This window comes from Rhodococcus sp. NJ-530 (assembly GCF_003860625.1).
Lineage (GTDB): Bacteria > Actinomycetota > Actinomycetes > Mycobacteriales > Mycobacteriaceae > Rhodococcus_F > Rhodococcus_F qingshengii.
Genome location: NZ_CP034152.1, coordinates 2,959,937 through 2,973,361, shown reverse-complemented (window position 1 = coordinate 2,973,361; position 13,425 = coordinate 2,959,937). Strand labels below are relative to the sequence as shown.

At 63.1% G+C, this 13,425-nt stretch carries 12 protein-coding genes and 1 pseudogene; 6 read left to right on the top strand and 7 right to left on the bottom strand.

The window, feature by feature from the left end; all coding sequences use genetic code 11:
• Positions 1 to 84: 84 nt before the first annotated feature.
• The gene (locus EHW12_RS14025) at positions 85 to 1,470 is read right to left on the bottom strand and encodes a GH1 family beta-glucosidase (RefSeq protein WP_003942640.1); all 1,386 of its coding nucleotides are present in this window, start codon (positions 1,468 to 1,470) and stop codon (positions 85 to 87) included.
• A gap of 116 nt (positions 1,471 to 1,586) precedes the next feature.
• On the opposite strand from EHW12_RS14025, the gene EHW12_RS14020 reads away from it, so the two are divergent.
• Together EHW12_RS14020 and EHW12_RS14015 are read left to right on the top strand one after the other, a co-directional pair.
• Complete coding sequence (locus EHW12_RS14020; RefSeq protein WP_125051017.1) at positions 1,587 to 2,783, top strand: MFS transporter; 1,197 nt, start codon at positions 1,587 to 1,589, stop codon at positions 2,781 to 2,783.
• Positions 2,784 to 2,850: 67 nt separating this feature from the next.
• On the top strand, positions 2,851 to 3,384 hold the full coding sequence (locus EHW12_RS14015) for a GNAT family N-acetyltransferase (RefSeq protein WP_003942603.1): 534 nt from the start codon (positions 2,851 to 2,853) through the stop codon (positions 3,382 to 3,384).
• A 12-nt stretch (positions 3,385 to 3,396) separates the two neighbouring features.
• Here EHW12_RS14015 and zapE read toward each other — a convergent pair whose 3' ends face one another.
• Positions 3,397 to 4,413 carry a cell division protein ZapE gene (gene zapE / locus EHW12_RS14010; RefSeq protein WP_116056779.1) on the bottom strand — a complete coding sequence of 339 codons (1,017 nt, stop codon included), beginning with the start codon at positions 4,411 to 4,413 and terminating at the stop codon, positions 3,397 to 3,399.
• Between the two features lie 43 nt (positions 4,414 to 4,456).
• On the opposite strand from zapE, the gene EHW12_RS14005 reads away from it, so the two are divergent.
• From EHW12_RS14005 to msrB, 4 genes and pseudogenes are all read left to right on the top strand, one after another.
• The gene (locus tag EHW12_RS14005; RefSeq protein ID WP_007732907.1) at positions 4,457 to 5,206 is read left to right on the top strand and encodes a pyrimidine reductase family protein; all 750 of its coding nucleotides are present in this window, start codon (positions 4,457 to 4,459) and stop codon (positions 5,204 to 5,206) included.
• A 19-nt stretch (positions 5,207 to 5,225) separates the two neighbouring features.
• Complete coding sequence (locus EHW12_RS14000) at positions 5,226 to 6,779, top strand: alpha/beta hydrolase (protein ID WP_054188504.1); 1,554 nt, start codon at positions 5,226 to 5,228, stop codon at positions 6,777 to 6,779.
• A 60-nt stretch (positions 6,780 to 6,839) separates the two neighbouring features.
• Positions 6,840 to 8,122: pseudogene (locus tag EHW12_RS13995) on the top strand (glycosyltransferase family 87 protein).
• A gap of 9 nt (positions 8,123 to 8,131) precedes the next feature.
• Complete coding sequence (gene msrB / locus EHW12_RS13990; protein ID WP_003942631.1) at positions 8,132 to 8,563, top strand: peptide-methionine (R)-S-oxide reductase MsrB; 432 nt, start codon at positions 8,132 to 8,134, stop codon at positions 8,561 to 8,563.
• 54 nt (positions 8,564 to 8,617) lie between these two features.
• Here msrB and EHW12_RS13985 read toward each other — a convergent pair whose 3' ends face one another.
• From EHW12_RS13985 to hemQ, 5 genes are all read right to left on the bottom strand, one after another.
• The gene (locus EHW12_RS13985; RefSeq protein WP_125051015.1) at positions 8,618 to 9,538 is read right to left on the bottom strand and encodes a hypothetical protein; all 921 of its coding nucleotides are present in this window, start codon (positions 9,536 to 9,538) and stop codon (positions 8,618 to 8,620) included.
• On the bottom strand, positions 9,538 to 9,849 hold the full coding sequence (locus EHW12_RS13980; protein WP_003942588.1) for a hypothetical protein: 312 nt from the start codon (positions 9,847 to 9,849) through the stop codon (positions 9,538 to 9,540). The genes EHW12_RS13985 and EHW12_RS13980 overlap by 1 nt, the downstream gene beginning before the upstream one ends.
• A complete protein-coding gene (locus tag EHW12_RS13975) occupies positions 9,842 to 10,315 on the bottom strand; it encodes a YbaB/EbfC family nucleoid-associated protein (RefSeq protein ID WP_223304570.1) in 474 nt (157 codons plus the stop codon). Before EHW12_RS13975 ends, EHW12_RS13980 begins: the two co-directional genes overlap by 8 nt.
• An 82-nt stretch (positions 10,316 to 10,397) precedes the next feature.
• The gene (locus EHW12_RS13970; RefSeq protein WP_125052598.1) at positions 10,398 to 12,674 is read right to left on the bottom strand and encodes a molybdopterin guanine dinucleotide-containing S/N-oxide reductase; all 2,277 of its coding nucleotides are present in this window, start codon (positions 12,672 to 12,674) and stop codon (positions 10,398 to 10,400) included.
• Between the two features lie 54 nt (positions 12,675 to 12,728).
• Positions 12,729 to 13,424, bottom strand: a complete 696-nt coding sequence (gene hemQ, locus EHW12_RS13965; protein ID WP_125051013.1) for a hydrogen peroxide-dependent heme synthase — start codon at positions 13,422 to 13,424, stop codon at positions 12,729 to 12,731.
• Between the last annotated feature and the right edge of the window lies 1 nt (position 13,425).

The following is a 13,425-nucleotide window of genomic DNA, read 5'->3' as shown; positions in this document are numbered from 1 at the left end:
CGGCTTACTACGAGAATTCGCTTCATGAGAGACGAGGCTAGGCGGCCCGGTTCGAGAATGCAACCCAGACCGCCGCCGCACAGGTCAGACCTGAGCCGCTTTGTGCTCGGCGATCAGGGCGCGATACCACTCGAACGAGGTCTTCGGTGTGCGCTTCTGGGTGTCGAAATCGACGTGCACCAGGCCGAAACGCTCCTTGTATCCCGCAGCCCATTCGAAGTTGTCGAGAAGTGACCACACAAAATAACCGCGGACGTCGACACCGTCGTCCATTGCCGATCGGAGGGCGCGAAGGTGCGCATCGTGGTAGTCGATTCGTGCTTCGTCGTCGACGACGCCTGCGGCATCCGGGGCGTCGTGGAATGAACATCCGCTTTCGGTGATGTAGATCGGCGGCAGTGCGTCACCGAAGCGGGCGTGGAACGTCCGCAAGATCTCGCCCAGCCCCTCGGGAACGATCGGCCAACCGAAATCGGTTGTGGGATAACCGGTAATCGCGACAGGGGCAAAGGGCAGGCCCGGGGGCAGGTCGACTTCGAGCACACCTTCGGTCCCCTGGCCTTCCACCGGAGCAGCAATCATCGTCGGCTCGTAGTAGTTGATCCCGTACCAGTCGAGCGGCGCCCCGATGATTTTCAAGTCCTCGTCGACAGGACCGCTGAGCAGCTGAGCGAATTCGTCGGCCGGGTACTTCCCGACCAGAACCGGGTCGGCGAACATCCAATTGACGACGTGGTCGTAGATGTCGGCAGCCATCACGTCTTCCGGCGAATCCGAAGCGGCACGCACCGGAGCATGGTTCGAGGCGATTCCGATGTTCGTGCATCCGGTTGCCCGAAGCGCTTCGACAGCGAGGCCATGCCCGAGCAGCTGGTGATGTGCGGCTTGGAAAGCCTCGAACCCCAAGGCCAGTCCGGGGGCGTGAACTCCGAGGGCATGCCCGTAAAGCGTGTGCACAACTGGTTCGTTGAGCGGCATCCACATTCCGACCCGATCCGACAGCCGCTCGCCGACGACCTGCGCATACTCCCCCAGCCGATACGAGGTGTCGCGGTTCATCCAGCCGCCCTGCTCCTGCAAGGCAAGGGGCAGATCCCAGTGAAAGAGCGTGACGGCGGCAGTAATTCCCGCCGAACACAGTCGGTCGATCAGGCGGTCGTAGAAGTCGAGCCCCTTCGCATTCACTGCCCCCGATCCGGTGGGCAGAATGCGCGACCACGACAGAGACAGCCGATAAGCGTCGAGCCCGAGCTGATTCATCAGCTCGATGTCCGACTCCCAGCGGTGATAATGATCGGCAGCGACCGTCCCGGTGTCGCCCCCGACGACAACACCGGGACGGTCACAGAACTCGTCCCAGATCGACGGTCCGCGACCGTCTTCGGCCACTGCTCCTTCGATTTGATAGGCCGCAGTGGCGGTTCCCCAGACGAAGGAAGTCGGAAATTCTGGTGTCGGCTGCCGAGTCATGTCGGTCAGTTAATCAAAGAACCGTGCAAAACACGCAGCTTTGTTGGACACTCGACCAGTATCAAGATCCAGTACCGTTCGGCCTAACCGAACGAACGAGACAAAGGCCCTGCTTGATGACGGATAACACCCGCACCCTGACGAGGGCTCGGATCGCCACTTCGGTGGCCTTCGGACTTCAAGGATTTCTGCTCGCCGCCGTTCTGACGCAGCTGCCGCAGTACAAGGACTTGTTCGAGCTGAGCGAGACACTGGTTGTGGTTGCGGTTGTCACCGTGTCCGTCATCGCCGGGCTCGGCAGCGTGCTCGCCGAGATGCTGGCCGTGAGAACGTCGAGCAAGATGACCCTGCGAACTGGGCTCGCCGTCATCGCAGTCTTCGGCGGGGCAACCGGAATTGCGCCCAACGCAGCGATGTTCTTCGTCTTCCTGGCGATCTACGGCATCGGACTCGGCATGGTCGACGCGGCCGCCAACATGCAGGCAGTCTCGATCCAACACGCCAAGGGCCGCTTCATCCTCTCCTCGTTCCATGCTTCCTGGAGCGTCGGAGCGATTGTCGGTGCCCTGTTCATCTCTGCTACCGCAGGCCTCGACATTTCGATCCGCGTCACGCAGGTGATCGCGGGAGTTGTTGTCGGACTGATGCTTCTGGCCTTCGGCCCGCAACTGCTCGATCGGTCCGAGTCTCCGGTTGCCGAGGCAAACATCACGAGCACCGCGAAATTCGCGGTACCCACCCGCGCCTTCGTCCTCCTCGGCGTCGCGATGGCATTGTTCTACGCGGTCGACTTCAGCGTCGGAAACTGGTCGACTCTGTACGTCAAGGACGAACTGCTCGCCGACGCCGGGACCGCTGCCCTTTCCGTGGCGGCGTATCAGATCGCGGCACTTGTCGCACGACTGACCGGGGACTACTGGGTCGGGAAATTCGGTGAGACCACCGTCGTGCGGATCGGCTCTCTCATCGGCGTAGTCGGTATGACAGTTGTCGTCCTCGCGCAATCTCCCGCCGTTGCCATCGCCGGGTTCCTCATCGTCGGGCTCGGGGTACCGGTGATCGCTCCGATCTGCTTCAGCGCTGCCGGCAGGATGGCTCCCCCGGATCAGGTCGATGCGGTGATCGCACGCATCAACCTCTTCAACTACGTCGGCACAGTCGTCGGCGGCGGCATCGTCGGCGCGGTCGCTGCCTTCAGTGACCTTCGAATCGGGTTCCTGATTCCGCTGGCGTTCTGCGCGATCTTGATAGTTCTTGCTCCCGCGTTCGCACCGAAACGAGCCACAACTCCGGTGGCCGAGAACGCCGCTTGAGCATTGCGCCCGAGGAAAGTGGTGTACTTGATCGACCGAATTGTGTGCGCGAGAGGCAGAAACTGACGTGACGATCACCGTTGACCGGGCCGGGATCTGGGATTCCGAAGCAATCGCCGACGTGGCAGCGGTGACGTTTCCACTGGCGTGTCCGCCGGACGCATCCGACGACGACATCAGTGCCTTCATCGACAACGTTCTCTCCGTCGACAAGTTCTCCGAGTACCTGACCGATCCGACGCGAACCGTTCTCAAGGTCATTCGCGACGGTTCGATCGTCGGCTACGCGATGCTTGTCGACGACGAGCCCGCCGACCCGGACGTCAAAGCTGCTGTGACACTTCGCCCGACAACAGAACTCAGCAAGTTGTACGTGCTTCCGGGTAACCACGGAACCGGCGCGGCAGCATCCTTGATGGACGCGGTTGTCGACCACGCACGACGCAGCGGAAGTGCCGGGATCTGGCTGGGCGTCAATCAGGAGAACCTGCGCGCCCAGAAGTTCTACGCAAAGCACGGTTTCACACAGGTCGGCACGAAGACTTTCCTCGTGGGCGCACAACTCCACCACGATTTCGTGATGGAGCGCCCCGTCAGCTGACAGGCGTGCAGACTAGCCGGCCGCGACCTCGAAACGAGAAAGTGCGAGCAGGCGCGAGGTCGCGCGCAAGTACTTCTTCTTGTACCCACCGGCGAGCATCTCGGGGGTGAAGATCTCGTCGAGGCGTGCGCCGGAAACGGTGACCGGGATGCTCGCGTCGTACAGGCGGTCGGCGAGAACCACGATGCGCAGTGCAACGGACTGATCCGTTGCCGGGTGGACACCGTCGATGAACACGGCCTTCACACCCTCGACCAGCTTGTTGTACCGCGACGGGTGCAGGGTGCTGAGGTGCTTGCACAGCTCGTCGAAGTTGTCGAGCGTGGCGCCGTCGATGGCGTCGGCCCGAGAGACCAACTCCTCCGAGGAGACGGGCTCGGGTGCGGGCGGGAGATCGCGGTGACGGTAGTCGGGGCCGTCGACGCGAATCGTCTCGAAGATCGAGCCGAGCTTCTTGATCTCGCGCAGGAAGTCCTGGGCGGCGAAGCGACCCTCCCCGAGCTGGCCGGGAAGCGTGTTCGACGTCGCGACGATGGACACGCCGCGCGCGGAAAGCTCCGAGAGGAGGCGGGATACGAGCATGGTGTCGCCCGGATCGTCGAGCTCGAACTCGTCGATGCAGAGAACGCTGTGGTCGGCGAGCGCTTCGACCGCCTTGTTGAAGCCGAGAGCGCCGACGACGTGTGTCAGCTCGACGAAGGTTCCGAAAGCCTTCGGCGACGGAACGCTGTGGAAGATCGACGCCAGCAAGTGAGTCTTACCGACACCGAACCCGCCGTCGAGGTACAGGCCGGCGCCGGTCGCCTGGGTCTTCTTGCCGAACAGTCCGCGGCGTCCACCACTACGGATCTTGGTGACGCGCTTGGAGAATTCCTCGGCCTTGGCGACAGCAGCTGCCTGGCTCGGTTCCTTCGGATCAGGAATGTAGGACGCAAAACTCACCTCGTCGAACATTGCGGGAGGCACCATTTGAGCTACCAGTTGATCGGCGGGTACCACCGGGCTGCGATCGACAAGACGTTCATGCATCCGTCAAGGGTATCTACGTGATGTGATCTCTCATGTGCACCGTATGGATATTGCGACCTACTTCACACCAGGCCACGACGACGAACTCCGCGGCTTGTACGCCTATCCGGAGAACCTCTCGCAACCCTGGATGCGCGTGAACTTCGTTTCCAGCATCGACGGGTGCGTCGCCGTCGACGGAGTGAGCGGTGGACTGGGCACACCGGCAGACAAGTCGGTATTCGGGATCTTGCGCGAACTTTGTGACGTCGTCGTGGTCGGCGCAGGCACAGCGCGAGCCGAGAACTACGGGGGTGTGCAGGTCTCGGACGAAGCCCGGGCGCGTCGCACTGCCGACGGCCTCGCTCCGGTCCCACCGATCCTCGTCGTCTCGGCGCACGCGTCGATCGACCCCGAAAGCCGACTCCTTCGCGATACTGAAGTTCCACCGATCCTTGTTGTCGGTCGCGACGCGGACTCCGCGGCAATTTCGGCGCTGAGATCTGCCGGAGCGCAGGTGGAGGTGACGGACTCACCGAACGTCACCAGCGGCGACATCGACAGGGCCTTGTCGGCTCGCAAGCTCCGTCACGTGCTGTGCGAGGGCGGACCGTCACTTTTCGGGCAGTTGATCGAGGACAATGCCGTCGACGAACTCTGCATCACCACGTCACCTCAACTGGTGGGGAGCAAAGTCGGCCGAATCTCACTCTCCCCCAACGCAATGCCCACAGCCATGCGTCCCGCGCACATTCTCGGTGATACGGACGGCACGATCCTCACTCGATGGGTTCGTCAGCAGCCACGTCGGTGAACCTGGCACTCTGGTCGGCATGCGCAGAGTTGCTTTGATGGCCGTCGTCCTCGCGACGTGTTGTGCGTGCGGCGCCGGTCCGTCGCTTCGGCCCGCCGTCGCGGTCGAAGGCCGCACCGACGGCAGCCCTGCCCAGAGCGAGGGACCGTCGCCCGATGCGCCGCCGGTTGACCCTGGCGTCCCGACCGATGACATACCGTGGCGAGACTGCACCGGCACGTCACTCGCCGACCAGGCTCTCGCGGCGTCGAGCGCCGGCGTCATTCTCGAATGCGCGGAATTCAATGCCCCCATCGACGTGACCGGCGCCATCGACGGCAACTTCACTGCCGGCTTGACCCGCGCTCGGACCTCGTCGACGCCTGCCGACGCGTATCCGATCGTGTTCACATCGGGCACCGATCGTTCGTCGGGAAACTCTCTGGCCATGCTCGCCGCATCCGGCTTGAACACGGTTCTCACCGAACATCCCGTGGTTGCCCTCGATCGACGCGGAATCGACAGGTCCACCGCAATCGACTGCATGACGCCGGAAATTCGGCGTGGCCTTCACGATCTGGGCCAGTTCGACGCGGATTCCACCGGTGACGCCGCCGATGCGGTCGCGGCTCTCGGTCACGACGCCACCATTGCCTGCACGGACTACCTCGACCCTCAAGAACTGAAGTTCGGCGCCGACTCCGCAGCCGAGGACATCGACGCTCTACGTACACGGTGGGGCGTCGAGACCATCGCTCTGTGGTCTGCAGGGTCCGGCTCGGACATCGCGCTGAGCTATGCGGCAGCCCACCCGAACAACCTCGCGAGATTGATCCTCGATTCTCCCGCTCCGGTGGCCACCGACGCTGCGACCGAGGCCGAAAGCCGCGTGCAGGGCGAGGAAGCGGCATTGGCGGCATTCGCTCAGCGATGTGTGGCGCTGGGGTGCTCGCTCGGACCTGATCCGAAGAAATCGGTCACGGACTTGATGGAGCGCGCTCGCGCCGATGAATTCCAGCCGCTGTCCGCCGCTGCGGTGTCGAACGCGATTTCGGCCAGCCTGTGGACTGCCGGAACCAACCGTGAGCAGGAGACCCGCTCACTGTCCGACGCTCTGTCCGCGCTCGGTACCGGCAACGCTTCGCCGATTCGAGAGCGCGCCGCCCGGGCGGAGAACGAGGTGGACGGCGACGGCCAGTTCATCGGACGGTGCACCGACGGCATGCAATGGCCGGGCATCGGGCGTGCGCGCGAGCTTGCGGACACCTGGGGCACCAACTATCCGGTGTTCGGGCGAGAAGCCGCGCTCGGGTTGCTGGCGTGCGCCAGCTGGCCGTCGACCGCCAACTCCCCCCTGCCGAATCAGTTGAAGCCCCCAGTCCTCGTGCTGAGCGGTCAGGGTGACCCGGCCGTCGGGAACTCCGGACTCTCGACCGTCACCGGCGTCGTGACCAATGCAGGATCGCGCTTCGCAACTCTGGACTGGCAAGGTGCGGGTCACCCCGCGGCACAATCCACCTGCGCTCAACAGGCGATGCGCCTCTACCTCAGCGACGCCTCCCTGCCCAGTAACGGAAGCGTGTGCCCGGCCTGACTCGGGCGCTCGTCCACCACGACCGAAAAGGGGTGCATCCCCCGATCACACCCTGCTCCGGTGTACCGTGCCGAAGTGTTCCTTCGACAGCTCGAGCCGCGTACCGGGCGGACAACCCAACAAGTCGTCAACTTCGTTTTGTGGCCGATCGCCGTGATGACAGTGCTCAATCGTGTCATCGTCACAGCAGTCAACGGCGCCATCACCGATGACTTCCGACCGGTCTACAACGCCGCGCTGGCGTTCTGGAACGGGCGCGACGTCTACACCGCAGATTTCAACTCCGTAGACCCCCATTACCTGTACCCACCATCGGGTTCCTTGTTGATGGCCCCCTGGCGATCCTCGATCCCGAGCGCTCACGGTGGCTGTTCATCGGTGTCAATGCCGTCGCCATTCTCGTGGCTCTCTACCTGCTGTTGCGCTTGTTCGACCTGACGATCAGTTCCATCGCGGCGCCGATTCTGGTGCTCGGCGCGTTCATGTCGGAGACGGTCACCAACACGTTGGTGTTCACCAACATCAACGGCCTCGTCCTGCTCGGCGAAGTTGCCTTCCTCCTGTTGCTGATGCGCAAGAAGGACCTGTGGGCCGGCGCCGCGATCGGTCTCACCATCGCAGTGAAACCCACTCTCGCGCCGCTGCTCCTGCTGCCACTCGTTCGCGGTCAGTGGAAGGTGTTCGTCACCGCCCTGGGCATCCCGTTCATTCTCACGGTCGTGGCATGGCCGCTGGCGTCGGATCCGATGGACTTCGTCCGCCGCACCGTGCCGTACCTGCTCGAATCTCGTGACTACTTCAACAGTTCGATTGTCGGAAACGGCGCTTACTTCGGTCTGCCCGAATGGTTGATCCTGCTCTTGCGCGTCGTGTTGGCCGCCATGGTCGTCGTTTCTCTGTGGCTTCTGTACCGCTACTACCGCAACGACGAACTGTTCTTCCTCACCACCGCGACCGGTGTGATCATGACCGCGTCGTTCCTGCTGCCCTCGCTCGGCCAGATGTACTACTCGATGATGCTGCTCCCGCTCCTGATGTCCGTGGTGCTCAAGAACTCGGTCATGCGGAACTGGCCGGCCTGGCTCGCCGTCTACGGCTTCATGACGTTCGACAGCTGGTGGTCGAACCGCTGGCCGACCTTCGGCCGGGCGGCCGAATACACCAAGAGCACCCTCGGCTGGAGCCTTCTGCTGATCGTGATCTTCTGTGTCCTCGGATACCGGTATCTGGTCGCGCGTCGAGAGGGCCGCTTGGATCGGGGAATCGATCCCGCGTACCTCCTCGATCCCCCACTCGATACCGTCTCACCTGCCGACGAAGCCGAAACGGCGACAAAGCATTAGCGTGGAGGCATGAGTTCTTCACACGATGGCATCGACAGCACACCTGAGGTCACGTACACCGAGAGCGAGTGGCGCGAAAAACTGACGCCGGAGGAGTTCGCCGTCCTGCGCCAAGCCGGCACCGAACGCCCCTTCGTCGGCGAGTACACCGACACCACCACGGAAGGTGTCTACTCCTGCCGGGCCTGCGGAGCCGAACTGTTCCGCAGCACCGAGAAGTTCGAATCGCACTGCGGGTGGCCGTCCTTCTTCGATCCGGCGGATTCGGATGCCGTGATCCTGAAAGAAGACAGCTCACTCGGGATGCGCCGCGTCGAGGTCATCTGCAAGAAGTGCCACAGCCACCTCGGTCATGTCTTCGAGGGCGAGGGATACCCGACGCCGACCGATCAGCGGTACTGCATCAACTCGATCTCGCTGGTCCTCAAGCCCGCTCAGTAGCCAGGTCGTGGGCTACCCCGTATCACTGGTAGCCCACGATTCGAGACTTTCCACTCAGAAGTCCCAGTTCAGCGCAGTCGGGCTCAGACCGGCCGCATTCAGGTCCTCGTTGCGAGCGACAAGTCCGTCTTTGACGGAACCGATCCCGCCACCGATCGCGCCGGAAGTGATGTCCGTCAACGCGGCGTCGCCGCCCGTGACTTCCTTCGTCACGATCGCAGCGGACGCTCCCGAGACCGCGTCGTCGAAGGCACCTCGCGCGATCTCCTGCAACCTCGAACCGGTCGGAAGCGGGTTCGGGTCAGGGCCGACACGATCCGGCGTCGTCTTCAACCCTCCGTTCGCAAGTCCCTTGATGAAACCGTCGCGCCCCTCGGTCACGACCTTGCCACCGTCGATCGACTGGCGATGATCCATCGTCATCTGCCCGAGTTGAATGGCGAGGCCGGAGAAGACGGCAGCGGCAGCTTCCACTGCCGCAGCCTCGATCACTCGTATCAACAATTGCTGCAACAACATTCGGACCGTGAGTGTTGTTGCGACCTCAGCCGCCACGACCCCGGCGGTACTGACACCCAGTGTCGGGACAGCAGCCGCCACCATGGCGGCAATCTCGAGCGCCAGTGCGCCCAGCGCCGCGAGGATCGACAGTTTGGTGTACTCGATGTCCGTGCCGGTATCGGTGCATGACTGACCCAGTTCGGCCGCGGCAGAGGACAACCGCTCGAAGACCTCCGCAACTCCCCCGGCCTCGGACCAATACCGAGACAACGAGTCGCCGGCTCGACCGTCGATCGATGCCAGTACTGCCTGCAATCCGTAACCACCGGCAGCGGCCGAAGCCTCGATCCGATCAGCCGCGCCTGACCAGGCATCACCCAACCTCCACAGTGCCGTTTCGGCTCCTTGCGGCCAGTCACTGCCCACCGCGACCGACGCAACCGCCTGTAACCAGCCTGGAATCTCGAGTCCCATCAGAGCCCACCCGCCATGTCGTCGGCAAGCGAGGTGTCGATCGATTCGAAACGATCAGTGATCTCGATCAGCGTGGCGGTCAATTCGCGCAGCGCGCCCGCGACCAGCGTCATCCCACCGACTGCTGACTCAGCACCGGGAACATATGCGCCTGAGAATGCGGATCCGAACTGGTCAGTGCCCCAGCAACCCTCTTCGGCGGCGACCACTGCGTCGAGAGCGCTCCGCGCCTCGTCGAGATCGGCAGCGACCACCGCGAAGGCTGGTGCAGCACTTTTCATCGCGGCCACATTCACGCCCAGTTCAGACATTGCCGGAGCTCCTCAGAACGGTGCGGTCCCAGTTCTCGTCGCAGGAAGCCGGTGTGGAGCTCGGACGAGGTTCGAGAATCTCGCGCAATCCGAGCACGCCCGGAACCAGGTCCGGCAAGTCGATTCCGGCCGCCTCCGTGAGCGGCTTCGTCATCTCGGCAACCTGTCGGCGTATGTCTTCTGCCGCAGACGCGGCCGTAGCCAGGATCAGATTCCCCAACGCTGCCGGCGAATGCTTGGCGTAAGAACTCCCCGAGAGATCGACTCCCACCACCGCCCCCGAGGCGTCGACGACGATTTCCACGCTGCCGTCACTCGAACGCGCGCTCGCCGTCGCTCGAGCGATCCTCTCCTGCAAGTCCGCCAGCGATCGAGTCCGCTCCAACAGAACGTGCTGCATCGAATCGATCTGGGCCCGAAGTACTTCGACTTGCCCCCGCATCGAACCAACATCCGCTGCACTCACGATGGCCCCCACCTTCGATAGATCGTGACACCTGATTCAGGCGCTCACGAGGTTCGACGCGAGAGGTGGCCGATCGGTTCCGTCAGCGTGAACGAAGCACGGGCGGATCGAACGCCTTGACCGGCGGCAGGGCCCCGTCGAATTTCTCGATCTGCACCAGAACGTGCTGGCCGGTGCACCCGTGCGAGAGTGACGACGTACCGATGTCCGGTGTCAGAACGTTGGGATTGCCGTGCACGCACAGAGAGTCGGGATCGGCAGGATCGAGCGGGTCGTACCAGGCACCGGTGGAAAGTTGGACGACGTCGCTCCGCAAGTCCGAGTCGACGATCACACCAGCAAGGCACGCTCCGCGATCGTTGAACACCCGCACCACGTCTCCTGCCGAGACGCCGCGCGCGGCCGCTGCATCGGGGTGCATACGAATCGGCTCGCGTCCCTGAATCTTCGACGCCTGGCTCGCAGCGCCGTGATCGAGTTGGCTGTGCAGACGCGTCTTGGGCTGATTGGCGATCAAGTGAAGCGGGAATTGCGAGGCTCGCGGTCCACCCAGCCACTCGTCGGGCTCGTACCAGCGCGGATGGCCGGCGCAGTCGTCGTAGCCGAAGGACTCGATGGTCTCGGAGAAGATCTCGATCTTCCCACTCGGAGTCGAGAGCGGATATTTCTCGGGATTCTCACGGAAGTCACCGAAGAGCACGAGGTTGTCTTCGGTTCGCATCCGGTAGTGCCCTTCTGCCCAGAAGTCCTCGAACGTCGGTGTGTTGCCGCCGTCTGCATCGACGAACGGCCGCCATTGACCGTAGAGATGCTCGATCCACTCCTGTGAGGATCGCCCTTCGGTGAACTGTTCCCCGAATCCGAGCGCAGACGCCAGAGCGGCAAACGTGTCGTAGTCGTCACGCGAGTTCTCGAAAGGTGGAACGACCTGCTGCATCGCGACCAGAAGCGGGTCGTTTCGAGTGCAGCTCAGGTCATTTCGTTCGAGCGAGGTGGTCGACGGGACAACGATGTCGGCGTTGCGGGCCATCGGCGTCCAGTACGGATCGTGAACGACGATCGTGTCCGGACGCGAAAATGCCCGTCGCAGCCTCGGGAGATCCTGATGGTGGTGAAACGGATTGCCACCGGCCCAATAGACCAACCGGATGTCGGGATAGGTCAGGCGTCGGCCGTCGTAGTCGAACTCCTCCCCGGGCGAAAGCAGCAGGTCGGAAATCGCGGCTACCGGAATGAAATCCGACACCGGATTCACACCTTGCGAGAAGGTCGGCAAGGGATACGGCACCGGAGCCAGACCCGGCTCGTTCATCGAACCGTAGCCGTGCCCGAAACCTCCACCCGGAAGCCCGAATTGGCCGAGCATCGCTGCGAGTGTCACGCCCATCCACGGTGCCTGTTCACCGTGTTTGATGCGTTGCAACGACCACGTGACGGTCACCAGCGTCCGGCCAGACGCCATTCTCCGAGCCAGGTCGGTGATGAACTCCGCCGACACACCGGAGATCTTCTGCGCCCAGCGCGGATCCTTCGGTACACCGTCGGAACGTCCGAGCAGGTAATCCTCGAAGCGTTCGTAACCGACGCAGAAACGGCCCAGGAAATCGCGATCGTGCAGGTCCTCCGACGCCAGGACAAAGGCCAGGGCAAGCATGATTGCAACGTCGGTTCCCGGAACGGGTGCGATCCACTCACAGTCACCCTCGACGTCGTCACGCAACGGACTGAAGGAGACGATCTTTCCGCCGCGGGCACGAAACGCGTCGAGCGCCCCGCGCGTCGGATGATCGCTCGTACCACCGGCATTGACTCCGGTGTTCTTGATCGGCACTCCTCCGAACGAGACGAGGAGTTCGGAGTGCTTCGCGATGACGTCCCACGACGTGGAGCGCGCGAACAACTTCCAGTGCGTTCCGACCACACGCGGCATGATGACACCGGTGGCACCGAGCGAGTAGCTGTGAACTGACTTGGTGTATCCACCCAGCTGATTCAGAAATCGGTGAACTTGGCTCTGCGCGTGATGGAATCGGCCGGCGCTGGCCCAGCCGTACGAGCCGCCGAAGATCGCGTTGTTTCCGTGCGCGTCGACCACGCGACGTAGTTCACGCGAGAGGAGTTCGGTCAGTTCGTCCCAGGAGACCGAGACGAATTCGTCGGCTCCACGTCGGTCGCTGGGACCCGGCCCGTTCTCGAGCCAACCCCGACGCACCGCCGGGCCCGAAACACGAGCCCGACTGCGCACCGAACCGGCGAGGTTCCCGAGCATCGGCGAAGGATTCGCATCACCCTCGTACGGATGCACGGCGGTCACCTCGCCGGCGACCGATTCGGCGGTGAACATTCCCCAATGGGACATGTGTTGACGACGCCGGTTCGGTGCAGTTGTCACAGGAACTACTTTCGAAGCAGATCAGGGAAGGGAAAGGACCAGCTTCTCGATGTCCACGCGCGGGCCGGTGAAGAACGGCACCTCTTCGCGAACGTGCAAGCGAGCTTCGGTGGCACGTAGATCGCGCATCAGATCGACGATACGAATGAGCTCGGGTGCTTCGAACGCGAGAATCCACTCGTAGTCCCCCAGGGCGAAGGCCGGGACCGTGTTGGCGCGAACGTCCTTGTACGAACGAGCAGCCATACCGTGATCGGCGAGCATCTTGCGACGCTCCTCGTCGGGGAGCAGGTACCACTCGTACGAGCGGACGAACGGGTAGACGCAGATGTAGTCGCCCGGATCCTCACCCGCGATGAACGAGGGCACGTGGCTCTTGTTGAACTCCGCGGGGCGGTGCACCGCCGAGTTGCTCCAGATGGGAGCACTGGCCTGTCCGAGGACGGTGGTGCGACGGAAATCCGCGTACGCGGCCTGCAGTTCCTCGATGGTGGCCGCGTGGGTCCAGATCATGAAGTCCGCGTCGGCGCGCAGGCCGGCGACGTCGTAGATCCCGCGAACCACGACGCCCTTGTCTTCGAGACCCTCGAAGAACAAGCGGGCGTCCTTGATCGCAGCTTCCCGATCATCGCCCAGCACACCGGGTTCCACCTGGAACACGGAGAACATGAGGTAACGGATTTCAGAGTTCAGTTTGTCGAAATCAAGGCGTGCCATG